This is a genomic window from bacterium (assembly GCA_030247525.1).
In the GTDB taxonomy this organism is placed as follows: domain Bacteria; phylum Electryoneota; class JAOADG01; order JAOADG01; family JAOADG01; genus JAOTSC01.
The window spans coordinates 1-22,460 of the sequence record JAOTSC010000013.1; the positions used below are offsets into that span (position 1 = coordinate 1).

Genomic DNA, 22,460 nt, shown 5'->3' on the forward strand with positions numbered 1-22,460 from the left:
GACTGAGGTCACTGGCTTATCTGAGTTGCTATTGAGAACATGGGAGCGGCGATACAAAGTCGTAGTGCCATATCGAACAAATGCCGGACAAAGGTTGTACAACCAGAAAAACATTACCCGACTCCAGTATTTGAAAGCGCTAACAGGGAACGGTCGACGAATCGGAGACATCGCCCATTTAGACGATTCTACTCTGCAACAACTTGCAATGCCTTATGGAAAGTCTGATTTCGGAACGTTGGATATCGCCATGCAGAGTGTTATCGATGTGATGCGTAAGAAGTGCATTGGTTCGATACTTTCGTTTGATCGCGAGTTGTTAGAATCGTTGTTGGATAGCTCACTCGCGAGATTCTCTCGCAGCGTGCTTCGCGATCATGTCATTTTTCCGGTACTGGTTGAGATCGGTGATAAGTGGAGGCGTTCTGAGTTAAGTATCGCCCACGAGCATTTTGCCTCGGAAGTGATAAGTAACTTCATCACCACACATTGGCTATCCCCTCGATTCACTTCGAACTCGCAGTTATTAGTAGTGGCAACTCCGGTCAATCATTTCCATTCGATACCGGCACTCTTTCTTGTCGATGAAGCAATGTCACAGGGCTGGAATGCTTTGTACCTCGGTACCAATCTGCCAGCGAGTGATATTGCATTAGCTTGTCAAAAAAAGAACGCTTCGGCACTTGCACTAAGCATAGTTCACTCAACTTCCGAATCATCACTTGAGACAGAATTAGTATCCATTCGAAAGTTGCTGACACCTGATTTTCCAATTCTGATTGGCGGAAGCGGTGCATCCAAAATGCGAAGTTTGTTATCTCAAGTAAACGCTCGGTTCATGTTTAAATTCAGCGAGTTATCGAAGTTCTTTACAGAGTATTGTCAGAATTCGGGAAGTCATCTTGGAAACGAACTGTGATCACAAGTCTGAAAATCTTGCTGAATAATATTTGTTACTGCCTGATATCTCATCGCTTACCGGGAGGCATTGCATGAATGAGTCTGGAGAACGAAAACCGGAAATGCTCCGGGCAACGCAACAGAAGATCGCAGTAGTCGGTTCGGGGATTTCCGGATTGATTGCAGCGAGTTTACTGGATAAACATCACGACGTCACCATTTTCGAGGCGGGTGACTATTTCGGTGGTCATACTAACACGGTTGAGATTCAAACAGAAGGTAAAACGATCGCAGTTGATACCGGGTTTATTGTATTTAACGATGTAACATACCCGAATTTTCTCAAGTTCCTCACCAAGTACAATGTGGCGTCGCAACCGACAACGATGAGCTTCTCCTTTCACGATGAAGCTACCGGCTTTGAGTACAATGGAACGACTCTCAACACTTTATTTGCCCAGCGTAGTAACCTGATTTCAGTCAAGTTCTATAAAATGTTGAGCGAAATCATTCGATTTAATCGCGAGGGAAAAGCGTTTGCCGCGAATGGCAATGAAACCATACTGCTTGGCGATTACCTACGAGAAAGAAAGTATAGCCAAGAGCTCATTGAATGGTATGTCATACCAATGGGGGCTGCCATCTGGTCATCTAAACATGATCAGATGAAGGAATTCCCCGCAAAGTACTTTCTACAATTTTTCAATCATCACCAAATGCTTAACGTGAACGAGCGACCGGTGTGGCGTACGATAAGCGGTGGTTCGCGCGAGTATGTTCGGGCAATGATGAGTCAATTCTCAGGAAAAGCACACACGAAGTCGCCGGTTGAGCGAATCGAGCGAACTGTCGCAGGTATCCGCCTGACCGTAACCGGTGCGCAACCAATGGAATTCGATCAAATCGTGATTGCAGCGCACAGCGATCAGGCACTTAGAATGTTGGCAGATCCATCGCAGTCTGAAACCGAAATATTAGGTGCGATTCCCTACCAAAAAAATATGGCTTACTTACATAGTGATATTCGAGTGCTCCCATCTCGAAGAAAAGCGTGGGCTGCCTGGAACAGCCGCTTGTTAAAGGATAGCAACAGGACAGCACTTTCCTACCAGATGAATCTTTTACAGAATCTGCCATTAAGGGAAACGCAATTGATAGTAACCCTCAATGAAAAGAGTGCAATCGATGAAACAAAAATGTTACAGGAAATTGAATATCATCATCCGGTTTACACATTGGAATCTGTTGCCGCACAACGTCGCAAAGCCGAGATAAGCGGAGTGAATCGTACCCATTATTGTGGAGCATATTGGCATTTTGGCTTTCATGAGGATGGCGCAAAGAGTGCGTTGGAAGTTGGAAGTCATTTCGGGGTTGCACTGTGACACTTATCCGTAAGAGTGCAATATACCGCGGAACAGTAATCCACAATCGAGTACAACCCAGGAAACACCTGTTCAGGTACGGTTTGTTTATGGTGTACATCGATCTATTGGAGCTGGAATCACTTTTCCCGGAGTCGTTGCTCTGGAGTATCCGGCGGTCCGCGGTTGTCGCTTTCCGGCGAAGCGATTATCTCGGTGATCCATCAATTTCCCTGGAAGACGCAATCCGACAAACGATCAAAGAAAAGACTGGAGTTCAAACCGAGGGTCCGATCCGAATGTTGACACATTTGCGATACTTCGGATATTGCATGAATCCAGTAACATTCTACTATGTGTTTTCAAAGGATGATCGTCAGTTAGAATGCATTGTTGCAGAAGTGAATAATACTCCCTGGAACGAAAGATACACTTATGTACTGCCAATCTCTGAAGCGAAGGAGAGGAATGATTATTACACGTGGGACTTTCCAAAACAGTTTCATGTTTCTCCTTTCATGGCGATGTCACAGCAGTACGACTGGCGGTTCGCAGAGCCTGGTGAACAACTATCAGTGACGATGGCTAATTATGAAAACGGACAATTCATGTTTCAAGCAGCGTTGCAACTGCATAAGCATACTTGGTCAAGAAATAGCCTGTTGGCAGCATTATTATCGTTTCCCTTCATTACGGTGAAAGTTATTGGCGCGATTTACTGGGAGGCGATCCGGTTATGGTTTAAGAAAATTCCCTTTCACGATCATCCAAAACAAAATAATCCAAAAGGAGCTAACCTTGAGTGAGATACTGCTCGACTCCGCTGCGTTGATTACACAAAGTGGACGGACACCCTTGATCATTCGTTTTTTACGACAAAAGTTTATCGAACGGTTGTCGCGGATTTCGATTGGAACCTTGACAGTGATTGATCCCAATGGAACTTACTTACTTGGCAGCGACCACTCAATCCGGGCTACTCTACACATCAATAATCTGGAATTCTACCGAAAGGTAGCAGTTGGCGGAACGATTGGTGCTGCAGATGCGTACATCGACGGTTTATGGAAATCCGATGACCTTGTATCGCTAATAAGGTTATTCATCCGAAATCGAGCTATCATGGATCGAATGGAAGGTGGCTTGGCATGGATTGGAAACGCAATATTTCGATTAACTCACAGGAAGAATCGTAACACCATAGATGGTAGTAAAGCGAACATCTTAGCACATTATGACATCGGTAATGAGTTCTATCAGTTGATGCTGGATGAAACGATGGCATATTCTTCTGCCGTATTCCTGTCGCCAGACTCAACGCTTACAGAGGCTTCCACAGAAAAATTCGACCGCTTGTGCAGAAAATTGGATTTAAAGCCGCAGGATCAAGTCATCGAGATTGGTACTGGATGGGGTGGATTTGCGATTCATGCTGCTTCAAAATACGGATGTAAGGTGACCACTACTACGATCTCGGCTGAGCAGTATCAATATGCAAAAGCCGCCGTAGAAAGGGCAGGTCTTACAGGTCAGATTACACTGCTCAATCAGGATTACCGGTTACTAACCGGAACCTTTGATAAGTTAGTTTCCATTGAGATGATAGAAGCGGTGGGAGCGGAATACATCGGAGAATTTGTGGAAAAGTGTTCACGGTTGTTGAAGCCGGATGGACTTATGACGATTAAAGTGATAGCTTCTCCTGATCAGCATTTTGATGAGTACCGAAAGCGGGCGGACTTCATCCAAAGTCACATTTTCCCCGGTTCCTGTCTTGTTTCGATTGCTCATTTGTTAGAGAATGTTAAATTGAAAACCAATCTTCGCCTGTTAGGACTTGAAGACATTACTCTACATTACGCCCGAACGTTGAATGAGTGGAATCTGCGATTTCAAGCAAATCGTTCCAGAGTATCCGATTTGGGGTATCCGGATTCGTTCCAGCGAATGTGGGAGTATTATTTAGCATACTGTGAAGCAGGTTTCCGGGAACGTTTTATCGGCAATGTTCAACTGATGTTCGCCAAACCGGAAAATCGGCTTGATCCGGTCACTATGATGCAGGAGAAATGATGGTATCAGTAGTTATCCAGTTAATGGAACACGGCTATCTCCCTGATTCGATGATTCGATTCGGCATTCGCAAACTGCTTCGAGAGAGATTGAAAACATGTGAGCTGGAAAAATCAAACGGTAGTATGCAGCGGTTTGTCAATTCGCTGAGTTCTGGTCCAGTAGCTCTTGTACCTGAAAAAGCGAACGAGCAGCATTACGAACTGCCGGCTGATTTCTTTGAATTGGTATTGGGTCCCAACCGAAAATACAGTTCCTGTCACTATAACAATCGAACCGATTCGCTTGAGCAGGCAGAACAGAACATGCTTTCGCTTACCTGTGAACGGGCTGAGATCAGTGATGGAATGGATATTCTTGAGTTGGGATGCGGTTGGGGATCGCTTTCCCTCTGGATGGCGAGGAGGTATCCGAAATCCCGGATTACCGGAGTTTCAAACTCATCAGAGCAAAGAAAGGCGATTCTCGATCGAGCTGCTGCCGAGGGTTTAACTAACATCGAAATCATTACGGCTGACATGAATAGTTTCGAGATCAACCGGCAGTTTGATCGGGTAGTTTCCGTCGAGATGTTTGAACACATGCACAATTACCAGGAATTGTTACATCGAATCTCACAGTGGTTAAAACCGGATGGAAAACTATTTGTTCATATCTTTTCACATCGCACTTACTGTTATCCATTTGTAACACAGGGTGACTCCGATTGGATGGCAACCTATTTCTTTACCGGTGGTCTTATGCCATCACACAATTTGCTTTCTCAGTTCAACAAACACCTGACAGTAGAAGCAGATTGGTTCGTCTCGGGCGTCCATTATTCAAAAAGCAGTAGGGATTGGCTGATAAACATGAAACTTCAGCGTGAAGCAATAATCGACATACTTCATCAGCACTACGGTAAAAATGAAGCTCGATTGTGGTTTCAGCGGTGGCGAATTTTCTTTATGGCATGCGAGGAGTTGTTCGGAATGGACAACGGCAAAGAATGGGGAGTATCTCACCTCAGATTTGTCAAGAACGCAGGGACGAAGTAATGTTGATATTCTTCATAGGACATTGGTTCTCATCACTTTTTGTGCAGACCTTTTTTTTGCACCGGTTCGCCTCACACCGGATGTTTAAACTATCAGAGCGCTGGTTGAAATTTTGGTATGTAACTACGGTGATACTTCAGGGGGTTTCGTTCTTGAACCCCCGCGCTTATGCGATTTTACATCGACGTCATCACGCGTATAGCGATGGAGTGTTAGATCCACATTCACCGATGCGACATCGAAATGTTTTCAGTTTAATGAGAGAAACATACGAAAATTACCTGACTGCTCTATCACGAAACAACAAGGAATTCGAGAAATACGGCAGCAATATTCCCGAGTGGCCTTGGTTAGACCGGCTTGCCGACCAGTGGAGTGTTCGTATTGGATTTGTGGTAGTTTACACGCTGATTTACATAGTATTTGCCCCCTCCATCTGGTGGTTTCTGTTGTTACCGATTCACTTCATTATGGGTCCGATCCATGGTGCGATTGTGAATTGGGGAGGACACAAGTATGGATATGTCAATCATCCTGATACTGGTGATCACTCACGAAACACACTCCCCTTTGATTTTTTAACTTTAGGGGAACTTTTCCAGAATAATCATCATCATTCACCGGGACGGTTAAACTTTGCACACCGCTGGTACGAGATTGATCCAGTTTACTGGGTGATTCGTTTAATGGCAGTTATCGGGTTGGTTCAGATTACAGATACAAAGCTGAAGCAGATTTGATGTATGACTTCACCGGAAAGCAAATCCTTACTAAAAAAGAGTAATGAAGGTTTCCACTCATAACCTATCTCGATACGAATTTTATCTGATGTATTAAAAGGCAGAAACCCTGTGATTCGAGCCATCAATCACTGAAATTCCAACCACTCACTGGATATCTTTTGTCCACGTTTGTGGAACTCGCTGGATCTTAAACGGGTCAAATCCAGCTTTTTCAAGCTTGGAAATCAGATGTTGTATTAGTGAATCGGGAGGATTCGGTTCCCGTGTCATTATCCAAGCATAGCTTCGGTTAGACGTTCCGACGACGGTATAAGTGTACTCCTGATCCAGATCGAGCACGTAATATGGGAACTTGATTGGCCAAAAGAACTGAACCCGCCATTCTGAAAACGTCGAGCGATCCACCACAAACCCCTTAGCCGTATAGGTTTTCAGTTCACCGGTAGGGGTCCCTTTACGAAAAGTGAATCGAATGTCGACGTCGCCGTCTTCCCGCAGCGAATAAGTTTCAATGGCATTCACTGCCCCTTTCTCAATAAACGTTGGAATGTTGGCTACAACATACCAGTCGCCCATGAATCGAGTTGGATCAATAGTGGAAACTTTGTTCAACTCACCCATTTGTTTTGCCTGAAAACAGGATGAACTCAGTACAGTTAGTGCAAGAATTGCGGTTAAACAACGTCTCTTCATTGCGATACCTTCTTGGGAATCCAAGGGATGAACGCATTTGTACGTTGCGAGTACTCGTTGTAACCAGGTTTGGTTCTCATACTCCGCTCCAGCAATGGAACGCCTGAGAAGAATCTCAAAAGCAGTGTTATCATTACCGGCGAAATCAATATCCAATCGTATCCGGCAGCCACCCCAAACGCTCCAAATCCCCACCAAAGTAAAGCTTCGCCGAAGTAATTTGGATGTCTCGAATACTTCCAAAGTCCCGTCCTTAGAAACGACTCACGCTGTTGAAGTTTGAGGTACTTTGCAAGTTGTCCATCAGCAGTCATCTCGATAATAAAACCGATAGTCCAAATCACAATGCCAATCGTATCCCAAAGTGTCCAAAATTCGGGAGCAGTTTGCATGGAAACCGCGAGTGGTCTCGCTATCACCCAAAGCAGAACGCCTTGAAGCAGAAAGACCCGGAAGAAACTCGTCCACCACCAGTTTTGACCGCCTTCTTCGCGCCATTTCCGATAGCGGGAGTCTTCGGGTTTTCCACGATGTCTGCTCCAGATATGGAAAGCCAATCTACCTCCCCATATAATTGTCAGTCCAAAAACTAACCAAGCCCGCCAGTGTACCTCGCCGGTCACAAAATGTACCAGCGCAACCACACCGAATCCCGGACCCCACGCAATATCAATGATGCTGACATCACGTAACTTCACACTCACTAACCATGTAACAATTAGATATCCAATCAAAGCGCCAATCTCGATCAGCAGTATCTCAGTGTTCATCGATAGTTCCTTCTTTTCGCTTCAGCAGTTACATCTTCCACTTGAGTTAAAATGCCTTTCTTATTGATGTAGTCAAGTACCCAGCCCGAAAGAGCTCCACTACTTGCCATCGAAAGACGGTAATCCACTAACGTCCCACCATCAGACTTACTTACCAAAATCCATTGACCTGCACCTATCTCAATAATTGAAGCGTCATTCATAACTTTCATCGAAAGACTGTTCGTAAGCGCAAGATTCGCTGGTGTCTCAAGAGTCCATTGCAGAAAAAGAGTGTCTCCAGCCCGTGATTTTTTCATTCGGTAGAAGAAGTATCGATCCGGTAGCAAGGGGATATCCCATCGCTGATAACCAATTTGTACTGAACTGTCCTGAACGACGATACCAGCTTGAAGCCGTGAGGCTGCAGTCAAGAACCGGTTGTAAGCAGGAACATCGTAAACTACTTCAGCTATCAATTCTGCCGGAGCATTTGTTTCACCAGAAATGGCGAGGGCAGGACTCTCAAATCCGTCTATCGTTCTCTTTGAATGTGTCCATCCTGAAGGATATGTTTGCTCTTTGACCCAACCGCTTTCCGTGGAAAGCTTTTTCAGTAACAATTCATTAGATGAACCGATAGCATAGCTAACGGAGAACAACAGCAGAATTGGGATAACTAACCTTTTCATCTACGCCCCTTAATGATTGCGTGTTTACTCATCAGCCACATCATTACGCCCCAAGCAACTCCCAAGGTGATCAACGCTATTGCAGGCCGGGTAAGCGATATTGCACCGAGACCAGCGGCACCACGATAAGTCAGTGGACCTCCAATTAGCCCAAGAAGAATCGCGACAATCGGCCGGCTCAGGATTGATTTGAAGGAATGGTTAACAGTCAGAGCGAATCCGAGCCAAATTCCGCCAATCCACAGTGGAGCAACAATAGCGTTTTCTCCCCAGCTGGATTTATACTCAACAAAATTCAAAGCTGTAAGTACACTATCGAAAAGGAATCCAGAGATGACAATCACCCCTGTCACGAGAAATTCGCCTTTGATGAACGTTTTCGATGCGATGTGCCAACTCATGAAGAGGATAGCAAGAAGCGGTCCGAACCACCAGAAGTCATTTCGGGCAGCAAGAACACTTCCCCACCAAACGACCATGTATCCTATGGCGTTGATAAACACTTTCAGCCGGTCATCAGCAAATCGATTCTTCATATTATGCAATACCTATACAAATGTTTTACTATTCCGTTATCACTTGCGATGATTAGCAAGAATACCTAATACTCTTTTTATCTGACTCTCAACAGAGTGAAGAGCTTTGCGATAAGTAATTTTGGCCGCAATGCCGCTTGAATACTATATTATCATGCAAGATCTCAGCTATGTTACAGAGGGCTGATAAAGTATCTTAGCATGTATCGGGCTGGAGGTTAGTGCTGCTTAGCAGGTGTATGAGTTGTTGTACGATACTTATGCAATATTGTTGGAATCTGTTTCTACGACAGACGAACTCGAAGGCGAGCTTTCTTTCGAGGCAATGCTCATTCCCGTAATGTTTACGCGATCAAGATGCACATTACGATGAACTTTCGAGAAATGACCGACTAATGATCTAAGTATAATGATGATTCATAATAATCTGTGATCCTCAATGCTGCTTGTTGCGCAAGTACAGTTTTTTCAATTCCGTGATCATTACGATGACCAATGCTCCAACGGCGCAGATTCCCAGTTCTGTCGGTTGTAACGGTGTTGTGCGAAACACGGTGTTAAAAAACGGGACATAAATAATGATCATCTGCAGGGTCAGTGTGACGCCAATGGCAAGCAACAACACCGGGTTGCTGAGCCAGGACTGTTTAAACAGCGATTGCGTTTGCTTGCGCACACACAGCGCGTATGCCATCTGGCAGAACGTCAGCATTGTGAACACTATGGTCTGCCAGGCGTTTGAACCTGTTCCGCCATCCCAGAACCAGTACCCGGTCCCCACCGAGATCAAGCCGATGATCAGACCCATGACGAGAATCTGCCAGCCCAGTCCGCGTGCAAAAATGCCTTCTCGCGGATTGTACGGCGGTCGGTTCATTACATCGCGCTCAGCTTCTTCGAACCCCAAAGCAACTGCCGGTACGCCATCGGTCACCAGATTGATCCATAAAATTTGAATCGGGAGCAACGTCAGCGGCATACCCATCAGTGGGCCCGAGAGCATGACAACGATTTCACCAGCATTACCGGTGAGGATGTATTTGACGAATTTGCGGATATTATCGTAAATGCGGCGGCCTTCTTTAACGGCGGCGACGATGGTCGCGAAATTATCATCCAGCAGGACCATATCGGAGGATTCTTTGCTGACGTCGGTCCCTGTAATCCCCATTGCCACACCAATGTCGGCTGATTTCAACGCCGGTGCATCGTTGACGCCATCTCCTGTCATCGAGACGATCTCATGTTGTGCTTGCAACGCATCAATGATGACCAACTTATGCTTGGGCGAAACGCGCGCAAAGACGGAAACATCCTTGATTCGGGCACTTAGCGCATCGGCGGTCATCTTGTCTAAATCCTGCCCGGTTAAAACCGTATCGGAAGTCGTCAGCCCCAAATCCTTAGCGATGGCGACTGCCGTCAGAGGATGATCACCGGTTATCATTATCGGGCGAATCCCGGCCTGCTTGCATAGCCGAACGGACTCAATTGCTTCGGGACGCACCGGGTCGAGCATGCATGCCATCCCAAGAAAGACCAGATCCCGCTCGTATTGCGCCGGTTGATCCAGCCCATCGACATTTATAAACCGATAGGCTAATCCAAGCACCCGAATACCTTTTTTCGCCATCGCTTTGTTTTCGACTGAAATTGCGGCTTTTCTTTCATCGCTGAGAAGTTGAATGACACCGTTAATCAGAATCCGGTTGCACACCTCGATCAAGCCATCGGTCGCCCCCTTGGTCAATACCAAGTAATCGGTGTTCCCCTCATGCCCAGCGGCTGCAAGAACAGGACGCAAAATTGTGGCCTGGGAAGACGATGGCAGGGTGTGAATGGTGGACATCCGTTTACGTTCGGAGTCAAAGGGCAGTTCGCGAACACGCGGTAACAAAGCTTGCAGATCGCGTTGCACCAGTCCCGCCTGTTGTGCCACAAGCACCAGCGCGCCTTCAGTAGGATCACCAAGAATACCATTTTGCGCTTTTTCATCGATGACGGCGTCGTTGCAGAGCGTCCCTGCAAGCAACAGCAGATTAAGATCATAATCTTCGTGTTTTGACACTGCCTCATCGAGGGAGTAGCGGCGATTCGGTAACACAATGTCCGAAACCGTCATTTTATTCTGCGTCAGAGTGCCGGTTTTGTCGGAACAAATCACAGTTACCCCGCCCAGGGTTTCTACTGCCGGAAGCCTCCGAATTAACGCTTTTTTCTTCAGCATCTGCTGTGCGCCCAGCGCAAGGGCGATGGTGACGACTGCTGGTAAACCTTCGGGAATAGCCGCCACCGCCATGCTGATGGCGGTCATGAATATTTCCTTCAAGCCTGCGCCTTGCAGATAGATCATGCCTGCAACGATGACAATCAATACCCCGGCAGCCATTGCTAACGATTTTCCGAGCTTTGCCAATCGTCGTTGCAACGGGGTTTGCTCATCCTCAACGTCCTGAAGCATGGAGGCGATTTTGCCCAATTCGGTATGCATACCGGTGCCAGTGACTACAGCCTCACCGCGACCGTACGTCACAACAGTGCCCCGATATATCATGTTTTTACGATCGGACAGGGCAAGATTGGCGTCCGGCAGCACACTGGGATCTTTGTCCACCGATTCTGATTCGCCGGTCAGGGCTGCTTCCTGGACTTTGAGATTCGCTGTTGTGATTAATCGGGCATCCGCCGGCACAATGTTCCCGGCTTCGATGAGTAAGATGTCTCCCGGTACCAAGTCTTTTGCTGAAATCTGCCGCTCTGCACCGTCACGCCGCACCCTCACATTAAGTACCGTCATCTTCTTGAGGGCCGCCATGGCATTTTCTGCTTTGAATTCTTGCCAAAAACCGAGAATTGTATTGAGCACCACAATGACGAAAATCACGATAGCATCGATGTATTCCTGCAGTACCACCGAAAGAACAACAGCGACAAGCAGAATCAGGGTCATGACCTCCTTCACCTGCGCCAAAAGAATCTGCCATGCCCTTTTCTTTCCCTTCTCGATCAGGTCGTTAGGGCCGTGTACGCCCAACAGTCGCGTTGCATCGGACGTTGATAAGCCTTGTTGCGGGGATGTTTCATGGTTTTTAAGCACCTCTTCGGCGCTCAGGCGATACAGTTCCTGCATTGATCACCTCAAGTATGTGCGTATAGACTATGTTATCAGATTAGTGAAATTTAGAGAAAGATGTCGTATTACGGAAATCATACACCATTGCCTATGGCACTCAACGACAGTTCAGTTGACATAGATCGCTGCCTCGTCAAATCGAGCCACTTCATCTCATAATCAGTCATTCAATACAGTCTGCAATTTGATTAAGAGAGCCTTGATGCCGTCGAATTACTTTCATCACAGCTCTGTTTTGGTATCAGCACTTCGACCCAATGTTCTTTTTGGTCATCGATTAGTGGAATGGTATTATCGGGTTGTTCAATACCGTCAACATTGAAGTGCATTTCATCATTCTCAGCGGGGGCTTGCAAAACCTCGATGTGGTAGACTGTTTCTCGATAACGGTAGTGAATTTTGTATCCCTTCCAATCGGACGGGAGACACGGGTTCATTCGTAGTTTATCCACCTCAAGCCGAAGTCCCAGAAGCGACTCCATAATCAACTGATACAACCATCCCGCCGATCCCGAGTACCATGTCCAACCTCCTCGGCCGGTATGAGGCGGCGCTGAGTAGACGTCGGCAGCGACTACATAGGGTTCCACTTTATAGATGTTAGTCTGTTCAAACGTTATTGCATGGTTTACTGGGTTGATTATTGTAAAAAGCTCCCATGCCTTTTGGCTGTCTTTCATGCGAGCGAAAGCCATTGCCGCCCAAATTGCGGCATGTGTATACTGCCCGCCATTTTCTCGAACACCCGGAACATATCCTCGAATGTAACCGGGATCCAGCGTCGATTTATCGAACGGTGGATCTAACAATTGGATTAACCTTGTCTCGCGACGAACGAGGTTTTCATCCAATGCTTTCATTGCTTGATAAGAACGTCCATTTTCTCCTGCACCCGAAAGTACCGCCCAACTTTGTACAATCGAATCTATCTTGCATTCAGAGTTAGCCGACGATCCCAGTGGTGAACCGTCGTCGAAGTATGCACGGCGATACCACTCGCCATCCCAGCCATTGGTCTCAATATTGCGACGAAGTTCCTCCGCTTCTTCGATACAATGTTTGGCAAATACCTCATCTCCTTGAATCCGGGCAATACTCGCAAAGCGAGTAAGAACTTCGTAAAGAAAGAATCCCAACCACACGCTTTCGCCTTTACCGTGCTCACCAACTAAGTTGTATCCGTCGTTCCAGTCACCGGTACCGATGAGTGGCAGACCATGCTTGCCGTATTTAAAACCATTCCGTATTGCTCGAACGCAGTGTTCATATAGACTCGCAGTCTCTTCCGAATGTGCTGGTAAGTCGTAATAAGAATCTTCGTCCGCTTTTACCAAGCGACCTTGGAGGAAGTGAATCGGCTCATTTAATAAATCGGTATCTCCGGTCTCAAGGATATAGCGACAGGTTGCAAGCGGTAGCCAGAGGTAATCATCTGAACAGTGAGTTCGTACACCTCGACCGGAGGGTGGATGCCACCAATGTTGTACATCACCTTCGAGAAATTGATGTGACGCGCAACGGAGCAGATGTTCACGTACGAGATTCGGTTTGGCGTGGATGAGCGCCATAACATCTTGCAATTGATCCCGGAAACCGAACGCGCCACCCGATTGGTAAGTTGCAGTTCGCGCCCAGAGACGGCATGCAAGAGTTTGATAAACCAGCCAGCCATTTGCAAGCACATTTAGCGATTGGTCGGGCGTTTCCACATTAATTGTACCAAGGGTGTGTGTCCAATGCTGCCAAACCATTTCGAGAGCATTGTGTGCTGCAGTTAATCCTCGAAAGCGTTTAACCAGTTTTCGAGCTTCTTCGGTATCTCGCCCGACACCAAGTCGGAATACAATCTCACGCTCTTGGCCGGGAGTTAGATCAAAGTTTACTTGGATTGCAGCGCAAGGATCAAGACCTGCCCCCACCTTATTGGAAAGATGTGTTTGTTTCATTGCTGCCGGAGCATTTTGTGTACCATTGCGTCCGATAAATTCAGTCCGATCACCGCTTACAGAGCGAATCGTATCATCCACATCGAAAAATGCAGTCCGGTCGCGGAACTCTGTGTTATAAGGGTTACGCGCGAAAAGCGATCCACAATCTTGATCAATTTCGGTTATCAGATGCATACTCGATTTTGAAGGGAGGTCGCCAAGTACCCATTCGGCATACCCAGTTGCAGAAAGCCGTCGAGATCGGTCTGAGACGTTTCGAACTTTGAGCACCATAAATTTGATAGCTGCATCCAACGCCACATAAACCCATAACTCAGAATAAATTCCCCGTTCGGTGTGCTCGAAAACGCTATACCCGAATCCATGCCTGGTAACATAAGGTGTTATCCCACGGCATGGGAGTGGCGTTGGTGACCAGAAATGGCCGCGTTCTTCATCTCGGAGATATATTGCTTCACCGCTCGAATCACTAACAGGATCGTTACCCCAGGGTGTAAGACGGAATTCGTGGGCATTCTCGCTCCAAGTATACGCCGATCCACTTTCCGAGATGACTGACCCGAACTCCGGGTTTGACAACACATTCACCCATGGAGTGGGAGTTAACTGGCCGTTTGCAGTTGTAATCACATATTCGCGCCCATCCGGGGTGAATCCTCCTAATCCATTAAAAAACTTTAGATCGGAGCGCGGTAACGGAATGACCGCCAGTGGTTCTGGACGGTGGGTTCGGGATGGGTTAATGCGAGGAACAAGTACTTCTCCTAAACCACGGCCATTGATCTGATTTTCCAACGATCCATGGCTGTCAGTGATGATCACACGAGCAACTGTCTGTATAAGGATGCGGTCTTTCTCAGCGATTTGATCGGCAGGCCGCACGAAAATTCCTCCAGGTCGATCGGTCGCGTTGGCTTCGGTACCTGAAGCAATGAGTCCCATGATCTGGTCGTGCAGAATTTGCCGGTAACCGGCGTGATCTTCATTCCAAATCACCAGATCCACCGACAGTCCTTTTAAACGCCAATAAGCATGTGCCTGAATGAGTTGTCGGACTAAGAGGATATTAGAAGGGTCTTCAATCTGCAATAATACAATCGGCAAATCGCCAGAGATGGCGTGTCCCCAAAGACCAGACTGCCCACGGTGGTTCTTCATAATGGTGCTTGGGTCGGCTCGCAGTGAGATATTTGCATAAACAATCGAACTGGCAAGGCGCCCATAGAGTTGTGCATCGGTTTCGGTGGCATTGATCTGGCGGAGTAGTACTTGGCTATGAGTCCACGCCAACTCGAAAACTCGATCCGCCAGACGCCGGTCCTGATACTTTTCGACCAAACTTAAAGCGGCTTCACGGGTTTCAGCGATACCGGAAACAATGTTTATCGTTGCGGATTCTTCCGGTTCCAAAGCTATCCGGTAGCGGATTGCAACAATTGGATCAAGTACAGAGCCTTCGGTGCCGGAAAGCAATCCTGCATCTTCGCTCATCGCTTGGGGACAAGCAACCGTGTTGCCACGACCGACGAATTTCATGCGATCGGTTTCGTATGAGATTTCTCCAACCTCCGCTCCATGCACAGCCATTAAATGCAACATCCATGGTGGGTGCTCACTAAGCGAACGAGGTCTGCGTGTACATAGGATTGCGCGCTGTCGACGAATGATTTCTGTCTGCACAAATAGATTACTGAATGCCGAGTGCAAAGCATCGGCAGCAGGCGACGCCAATACTACTTCCGCGTAACTTGTGACTTCGATTGTGCGCCGTGTCCGGGCTCGATTGGTAATTCGGGTACGACGTACCTCGATGTCATCTTCTGGAGAAACAGCGATCTCAGTATACGTGTCAAAATTGTGATCACGACCGCGGAATTCAGCTCTCCCTTCCGAAAAGATTGCCTCAAAACTCTTTGAACTCTTGTGCGTCGGTTGAAAAGCAGTCGACCAAAATTCGCCACTTGAAACATCGCGGAGATAACAAAAAGTCCCCCAATTATCACGGGTACGATCTTCACGCCATCGAGTAACTGCAAGATCTTTCCAGTGGCTATAGCCGCCACCGGCATTTGTGACCATAACATGATATTTGCCATTCGAAAGCAATTGCACTTCCGGGTTCGGTGTGTCAGGACTTGTGAAAACGCGAATCGGCGTTTCTGGAGTGCTGGAACTTAAGTCATGTTCTGATAGCTTGGTAGTGTGAGCATAGAACGCCGATACCTTGGGAATTCGTTCTTGAAGCAAAAGAAGTGTCGCTTGGAATAATGGTTCCGACTTGAATCGTTTTTGCATCGGGTGATCTTGGAGCAGATAATCCAATGAGAGCAAACTCATGCCTTGATGGTGAGCCATAAAAGAGCGAACTATTACGCATGACTGTCCACGCGGAAGGCGTGATGGTGTATAGTCAATCGCTTCATAGAAGCCATAACGACTTTCAAAGCCTTCTGATGCGAGTCGCTCGAGGTTTTGGCATGCTTCTTTTGGGGCGACCATCAGAGCCAATGCTGAGGCATACGGTGCTATGACTAAATCATCCGCAAGCCCACGTTTGAGTCCTAATCCGGGGACGCCAAAAGCGCGGTATTGGTAATTGGATTGAGCATCGATTCCATTGTAACCGCTTTCTGAAATACCCCACGGCACATTTCGCTTCTTCCCATACTCAATTTGCCTTGCTACCGCCGCCTTGCAAGTCTGATCGAGTAAGGTATGTTCATAGGTCGGCATCACCAGGAGTGGCATCAAATATTCGAACATCGAACCACTCCATGAAAGGAGAATCGGTTCCCCACCAGCGGTAGTTAGCAGACGTCCCAATGCAAACCAGCTCTCTTGCGGTACCTTTCCCTGTGATATCGCAACGAATTCCGAAAACCTCGCTTCCGAGGCAAGCAGATCATAGTAACTGGAATCCCTTCGGCATTCAGCAACATTGTAGCCAATAGTCAGAAGATGACGGGTTTTGTCATACAGGAAATCATAATCCATCTGAGCGAGTAAATCACACGACCGGGCAAGTTCGTTGATCGCTACAATTCTTGCTTTACATGACTGGGTTCCAGTCGCGATCTGGCTTTGAAACTTATCGAGTTGTGCTCTCTCTTCCGAAGTTATCGAAGAAGTAAGGTGACCTTCAATGATCTTTGGTAATTGTATCCCTATGGCGGTTAACTCACGCAACGATAGATTTTTATCGAGTTCAGCGGAAAATTCGAAACAGTTATGAGAAAGTAACAGCTCTGTCCATGGAACGAGTAGAATCAGTTCATTGTATGCATCGCGACACTGTGTGGCGAACGCACCAACCCACCAGTTCAATCGGTTTTCTGGATCGGCTTCGAGAACTTCCAAACCTGCAACCAATTCTGCAGCGGACTTCATCAACTGGTCTAAACACAACCGATATGCTGTTAGTGTGGCAGGTGGATTCTGGGTTACGGACTTCAAATCTTGTTGAATTTGTGCAAGTTGGGCAGAGAAGTCTGAGCAAGTTTCTTTTCCGGTAGAATTACCAAGAGTCTCTATGATCACCCCGATGGTGTCACACAAACCTTCAAAAAATTGAGTACGAATGATCTTGTGGTCTGGTAAGGCAAGTAAACCTGATCGCAATGTCAAAAGGTGACCAGCGAGATTCCCGCTGTCTACCGACGATATGTAGAGTGGCAGTAACGGATTCAAGGTTTGTGTGTCATACCAGTTGTAGAAATGCCCTTTGTGCCGTTCCAAGGCATTCATGGTATGGAGCGTTTTTCCCGTACGTTCAATGAGTTTTCCGGTTGAAACATAACCAAAATCAAACGCGGACAAATTCGCCAGCAAGGCAAGACCGATGTTGGTCGGCGACGTGCGATGTGCAATCACTGCAATCGGATGCACCTGATAGTTGTCGGGCGGCAACCAATGATCTTCTGGACCAACGAAAGTTTCAAAGAACGACCATGTTTTCCGGGAAAGCTTCCGTAAGAAAATTACCTGATTCATCGACAACTTGCCCCAGCAACGAACGAGTGGTAGACTTATCCACCAAGCAATCGCGGGAGAGGCAAACCAAAGAATCAGTATGGGTGCAGCGATAACAAGGGCAAATGGCTTCGATACAATAAGCATCAACATTGTGGAAACGGCAACGAACGGACCTATCCACATAGTCAGATAAGAGTCTGCGAGGTCAGTGCGGCAATTGCGCTCCGATTCGCCGGACGGATTCCATTGAAGTAGTCGCTTATGCGAAATCAGTATGCGCCAAGCTGTGCGTGTAATCGCATCCAGGCTGAAGAACGCTTCGTATGGCAAGCTCACAACCATGAAGACAACCTGCGCGAAATGTCGGCTGGTCAAGTGTAGAACGGCCGATAGATGCTGCGCTAAAGTCATTTCTACCGGCTTCTGAAGAACATTGAAGGCTGATGCGAACAAGGAAGGAATCATGACTATTCCTAACACTGCCAATGTCCAAAACCAGATCGATGGTGATACTATCCAACCCAATAGAAGTAAGAGTGTTAATGCTGCAGCGGTCAAACTATGACGTAAGTTATCAAGTATCTTCCATCGGGATAGTATCGATAGTGGATTCTTCTTCAAATGTCCATCGGAACCGGGAACAAATGGCAACACCCATTGCGCAATCTGCCAATCACCCCGAATCCAGCGATGCCGACGGTTCACATCCGAACTATAGCGAGATGGATATTCTTCATATAACTGCACATCACTTAATAGACCAGCCCGAGCGTAACACCCTTCCAGTAAATCGTGGCTCAGAATCCGGTTATTGGGTAAACGATCTTTCAACACCCGCTCGAATGCTTCCACTTGATAGATACCTTTACCGATAAACGAACCCTCACCGAATAGGTCTTGGTAAACATCGGAGACGGCACGGGTATATGGATCGATCCCAAATTCATTAGTGCACATCCGAGCATACCGCGAACGGTTCGCACCAGGCAGACTCACCGCAACCCGCGGCTGAAGAATACCGTACCCGGCGCCGATTCGCTGCTGTTTTTCGTCATAACAGGCATGGTTCAGTGGGTGTGCTAATGCGCCGACAAATTGACTCGCTGAATCACGAGCTAAACGGGTATCAGTATCCAAAGTGATTACAAATTTCATATCCGGTAAAACTGCCGTGTCACCGACGACGACTGTAAACCGATCACTTGATCCACTCCGTAGGAGTTTATTCAAATCAGCTAATTTTCCGCGCTTGCGCTCAAAACCCATCCATATCCGGTCATGCGGATTCCACTTTCGCGGACGATGGAATAGGAAGAAATTATTGCCTAATGGACTTTGATATTTTTCGTTCAACTCTTCAATTCTCAGTCGCGCTAATCGTAACAGTGTTTCATCCTCTGGTAGAGTTTCTTCGGAGGCGTCGCGAAAATCAGTTAACAGACCAAAGTGAAGGTGGTTATCTCGGTTTGCCAGAAAGCGAACCTCAAGCGCTTCGATCAAGTCCTCGGTATTATTAGTATTAGTCAGCATTGCCGGAACTACGACCAGAGTTCTGAACTCCGGCGGGATTCCTTTAGAAAAATCCATTCGCGGTAATGGCTTTGGTGTTGCAAACAATGTTGCCAGCCAATTCACCACTCCGACCGCCAAGTGACTCGCGCCGAGTGTTGATAAAAGGCTGATTACTCCCAAAAGCCATCCCCGAGACCCATCGGAGTATGCTTTCGTAACGAAGCTCCATGCAATGATCATTGTTAATAGAAGAATCGCACCGCCATATAACAATAGTGGACACCGGTGGTTTACTTTTTGTAGAACCCCGGAAATCGATAATCGTACACCTGCTATTCGTTCGAGTTGCGACAATCCATCATCAATTAGGTAAAAGCCAACGTGCGATATGCGGTCGTTACCACCCGACCTTGTTGTTCCTTCCTTCGCCAGTTGAATTGCTTTGAGTGCCACTTCACTTTCTGAACATGGGCTGCTTTTTGCAATCCTTTCTACAACATGGCGGTAATGATCACGAGTAACAAAATCCATTTTGCGATAGAAATCGCCGGGATCATCACACAGGGTTCGCTCGACAATACTCATCGTTTCGACAAACTCATGCCAGTCGATCGCTCCAAGTAAGCGGAGACTACCGATACTATTACTGATTGATACTTGGTCGGCTGCTTGCTGTTGATTCTCCGAACGTACTAACTGTTCGATGGTTAAGCCGGCTTCGGAGAGTCGCTGTTCAATCCAAGTTAGAGGCAGCGCCAGAGCAGGGTTATGTCCTTGTAAGCGACGCGTGAGTTCGGCAATAAACGAGCTGACCATCGGGGGATTCGAGCGCGCCATGTCTGCGATTACCAGTATTAGACTCTTTGGGTCTGTCGCAGCCATATCAGTCATTTGATTAGCCCAATCGTCGGCGCGGATTCGATCTATCCGGGCAGCAGCGATCCGAGCGGCAACCTGACGTAGATTTTCGATTAACGCCAGACGCAACATTATTGGAATTGCCCACAGCTCACCTAATTTTAAATTATTCACTGTCTGATAGGATGTTACAAATCGGCTGAGGTTTTCCATATCGACCCGACCATCACTATGAGATATTGCTTCCAGAGCGATGTCGTAGACTCGCGGTAGTCCGGCTGAAGGACCGTTTAGTAAATGAGGTAACTCGCGACTATACCCTTTCGGCAAATGTCGCTTAGCGGTTCGAATCTGCTCTTCGATCAAGTAAAAGTTGTCCAACAGCCACTCCCCGGCAGGTGTAAGCCGGAGATCTGCATCAATACCAGCTGTCAGCAAACGATGAACCTCAAGCAAGACATTTTCGTTCTCCGATAACCGTGCCAGAAGATGTTCGAGACTTCGCTTAGTCCTTACCTGATGAGCCATTGCAAGGGTTTTGCCATGCTGTTCCATTTGATCGGCACTAAAAAGTTCAGTTCGAAGGGGAGGTTCGATGTTGCCGTACTTCCGTTTCGGATTGCTTCCGAGGAGATGTGCCCATGTACGAAGTGAAACTCCGCGAACGGTTTTGCTTCTAACCTCCATTTAGAAATTCCCTTCGTAAATCGTAAACAAAATTCATGCATGATGAATGCAAGACTACTCTTAATCCGAGACCATTGCACTGTCTGATTTGGAATAGACAAATGCCGATAATCGATAACGAAATTCAGTGTTATCTGATTGCCAGTGCGCATTATCTGTTCTTTTGGCACAAAGCCTCAAAACCGAAGATTACACCGCACAATTCTTTATCAATACCACCCTGTAGTAATCGATGTTGTTACCAATGTTGCTTTGGATTTGCAAAGGGATCACCAGTCTTGATTGAATTGAATTAGTAACGGAAAGTGGCAGCCAGACCTGATTTACTTGGCATGTGTTTTGATGGAATTACACGTACATTACCACCCATCTTCGCGACAAGCTCTCCTAGATCATCGAGAAGGTCATCAACCTGCGGGTCGTTTAGGTCGGCTAACTCAATAATTCCTGTTATACTGTTGAGGCGACCGGCGATTTGTCGATCAGATTCTATCAGTAAAGTGGCGACTCTACCAGCAACTGCAGCTTGTGCTACTTTATCTAAGTTGTCACTACCAAGTCCTTTAGAGTTTGCAACTTCGAACTCATCGGACACCGCATTTAGCTTGGTTTGATATTGTGGTTCGATTACTTTCCAGGCGCGCTCCCGAAGATTTTCGATGGATAATGTCTCGGGATTGGCCGGGATTCCCTCCTTCATCAGTAACGAATTGTGACTGACTTTCTGGAATAAATGGTGATGTTCGGGCAAAGCTGCCAGAATTAATGGTAAACCCGAAGGCTTTGAATGGCGTTCAGCGATTGCCCGATCAATCGTACGGAAGAACCGTTCTGCGTCGATTTCCTCACCCTCCTGTTTCCCGCCATGCCCATGATGCATGGGCATACTACCTTGACCAACCCCACCATAGGACGCTACTGTGGAGTACGATTCAGTCAATTCATCCCCAAGTGCTTCAATCATCGTATGCGGAACACCTGGTGCAAGTTCGATTTCTTCAAGTGAATTTCGATTTCCTTCAAAGAGTTGAACTTTACTCAAGCTCAAACCTAATATTTGATAGCGATCAACTGACTGAAGAAAGCTCCGCAACGGCTTGGTGTGATAGCTATCAGCTACAACGACGAACTCGGATACCAGTCGCTGTAACCGATACACACGAAACTGCTTTGTATCACTCAACACAGCCAACCCATCCAAAGTGTGTTCCCAAAATGTGTAATCTTGGGCGAGTGATTCATACTGTTCCAGTAATAGTCGGGTTTCTTCGTCGGTATACTTCTGCCGAAGCGACGACTCGAGTTGCTTGATCAGATTGCGAAATCGAATTGGATCTTGCTTGTTCTCTGGGCTGCTTCGATGAGTCGGTTGGTAAAGCGATAGACATGGTGGTTGTCGAGAAGCTTCTAAGTCAACGAGTGACTTGAAAGAAAGACTAAAATTCTGCGTTAGCATCTAACACCTCTTAAGTAAGTATTTGTCGCGAATCGTGACATGATATTCCAAATCGAATAAGTCGATGAAAGCAAAAGTCCTCTACGAAGGAGCGATTGATTGTATA

The 22,460-nt window shown here is 46.9% G+C and carries 13 protein-coding genes; 6 read left to right on the forward strand and 7 right to left on the reverse strand.

Going from position 1 to position 22,460, the window contains the following annotated elements; genetic code table 11:
- From OEM52_02410 to OEM52_02435, 6 genes are all read left to right on the forward strand, one after another.
- Nucleotides 1-919 (forward strand): cobalamin B12-binding domain-containing protein (locus OEM52_02410; GenBank protein MDK9698992.1); only part of this gene is annotated, 919 nt, incomplete at its 5' end.
- A gap of 73 nt (nt 920-992) precedes the next feature.
- Entirely contained in the window at nt 993-2,285 is a 1,293-nt protein-coding gene (locus tag OEM52_02415; protein MDK9698993.1) for an FAD-dependent oxidoreductase, read from the forward strand.
- Nucleotides 2,282-3,070 carry a DUF1365 domain-containing protein gene (locus tag OEM52_02420; GenBank protein MDK9698994.1) on the forward strand — a complete coding sequence of 263 codons (789 nt, stop codon included), beginning with the start codon at nt 2,282-2,284 and terminating at the stop codon, nt 3,068-3,070. The genes OEM52_02415 and OEM52_02420 overlap by 4 nt, the downstream gene beginning before the upstream one ends.
- Entirely contained in the window at nt 3,063-4,337 is a 1,275-nt protein-coding gene (locus OEM52_02425; protein ID MDK9698995.1) for a cyclopropane-fatty-acyl-phospholipid synthase family protein, read from the forward strand. Before OEM52_02420 ends, OEM52_02425 begins: the two co-directional genes overlap by 8 nt.
- On the forward strand, nt 4,337-5,374 hold the full coding sequence (locus OEM52_02430; protein MDK9698996.1) for a cyclopropane-fatty-acyl-phospholipid synthase family protein: 1,038 nt from the start codon (nt 4,337-4,339) through the stop codon (nt 5,372-5,374). The genes OEM52_02425 and OEM52_02430 overlap by 1 nt, the downstream gene beginning before the upstream one ends.
- On the forward strand, nt 5,374-6,114 hold the full coding sequence (locus OEM52_02435) for an acyl-CoA desaturase (protein MDK9698997.1): 741 nt from the start codon (nt 5,374-5,376) through the stop codon (nt 6,112-6,114). Before OEM52_02430 ends, OEM52_02435 begins: the two co-directional genes overlap by 1 nt.
- Nucleotides 6,115-6,261: 147 nt before the next feature.
- Here OEM52_02435 and OEM52_02440 read toward each other — a convergent pair whose 3' ends face one another.
- The 7 genes from OEM52_02440 to OEM52_02470 form a co-directional block, all read right to left on the reverse strand.
- The gene (locus OEM52_02440; GenBank protein ID MDK9698998.1) at nt 6,262-6,810 is read right to left on the reverse strand and encodes a lipocalin family protein; all 549 of its coding nucleotides are present in this window, start codon (nt 6,808-6,810) and stop codon (nt 6,262-6,264) included.
- Nucleotides 6,807-7,580, reverse strand: a complete 774-nt coding sequence (locus OEM52_02445; GenBank protein ID MDK9698999.1) for a DUF1295 domain-containing protein — start codon at nt 7,578-7,580, stop codon at nt 6,807-6,809. Before OEM52_02445 ends, OEM52_02440 begins: the two co-directional genes overlap by 4 nt.
- The gene (locus OEM52_02450; GenBank protein ID MDK9699000.1) at nt 7,577-8,251 is read right to left on the reverse strand and encodes a hypothetical protein; all 675 of its coding nucleotides are present in this window, start codon (nt 8,249-8,251) and stop codon (nt 7,577-7,579) included. The genes OEM52_02445 and OEM52_02450 overlap by 4 nt, the downstream gene beginning before the upstream one ends.
- Nucleotides 8,248-8,787, reverse strand: coding sequence for a DUF2878 domain-containing protein (locus tag OEM52_02455; protein ID MDK9699001.1), 540 nt, complete (start codon nt 8,785-8,787; stop codon nt 8,248-8,250). The genes OEM52_02450 and OEM52_02455 overlap by 4 nt, the downstream gene beginning before the upstream one ends.
- Nucleotides 8,788-9,223: 436 nt before the next feature.
- On the reverse strand, nt 9,224-11,917 hold the full coding sequence (locus OEM52_02460; protein ID MDK9699002.1) for a cation-translocating P-type ATPase: 2,694 nt from the start codon (nt 11,915-11,917) through the stop codon (nt 9,224-9,226).
- Between the two features lie 191 nt (nt 11,918-12,108).
- Complete coding sequence (locus OEM52_02465) at nt 12,109-20,766, reverse strand: cyclic beta 1-2 glucan synthetase (GenBank protein ID MDK9699003.1); 8,658 nt, start codon at nt 20,764-20,766, stop codon at nt 12,109-12,111.
- Between the two features lie 424 nt (nt 20,767-21,190).
- Complete coding sequence (locus OEM52_02470; GenBank protein ID MDK9699004.1) at nt 21,191-22,354, reverse strand: hypothetical protein; 1,164 nt, start codon at nt 22,352-22,354, stop codon at nt 21,191-21,193.
- Nucleotides 22,355-22,460 lie beyond the last annotated feature (106 nt).

Excerpts from the sequence above, each read along its gene's own strand:
- OEM52_02430 (MDK9698996.1), top strand. The coding sequence starts at position 4,337 with ATGGTATCAGTAGTTATCCAGTTAATGGAACACGGCTATCTCCCTGAT.
- OEM52_02460 (MDK9699002.1), bottom strand. The coding sequence starts at position 11,917 with ATGCAGGAACTGTATCGCCTGAGCGCCGAAGAGGTGCTTAAAAACCAT.
- OEM52_02465 (MDK9699003.1), bottom strand. The coding sequence starts at position 20,766 with ATGGAACAGCATGGCAAAACCCTTGCAATGGCTCATCAGGTAAGGACT.
- OEM52_02470 (MDK9699004.1), bottom strand. The coding sequence starts at position 22,354 with ATGCTAACGCAGAATTTTAGTCTTTCTTTCAAGTCACTCGTTGACTTA.
- OEM52_02415 (MDK9698993.1), top strand. The coding sequence starts at position 993 with ATGAATGAGTCTGGAGAACGAAAACCGGAAATGCTCCGGGCAACGCAA.
- OEM52_02440 (MDK9698998.1), bottom strand. The coding sequence starts at position 6,810 with ATGAAGAGACGTTGTTTAACCGCAATTCTTGCACTAACTGTACTGAGT.
- OEM52_02435 (MDK9698997.1), top strand. The coding sequence starts at position 5,374 with ATGTTGATATTCTTCATAGGACATTGGTTCTCATCACTTTTTGTGCAG.
- OEM52_02455 (MDK9699001.1), bottom strand. The coding sequence starts at position 8,787 with ATGAAGAATCGATTTGCTGATGACCGGCTGAAAGTGTTTATCAACGCC.
- OEM52_02450 (MDK9699000.1), bottom strand. The coding sequence starts at position 8,251 with ATGAAAAGGTTAGTTATCCCAATTCTGCTGTTGTTCTCCGTTAGCTAT.
- OEM52_02445 (MDK9698999.1), bottom strand. The coding sequence starts at position 7,580 with ATGAACACTGAGATACTGCTGATCGAGATTGGCGCTTTGATTGGATAT.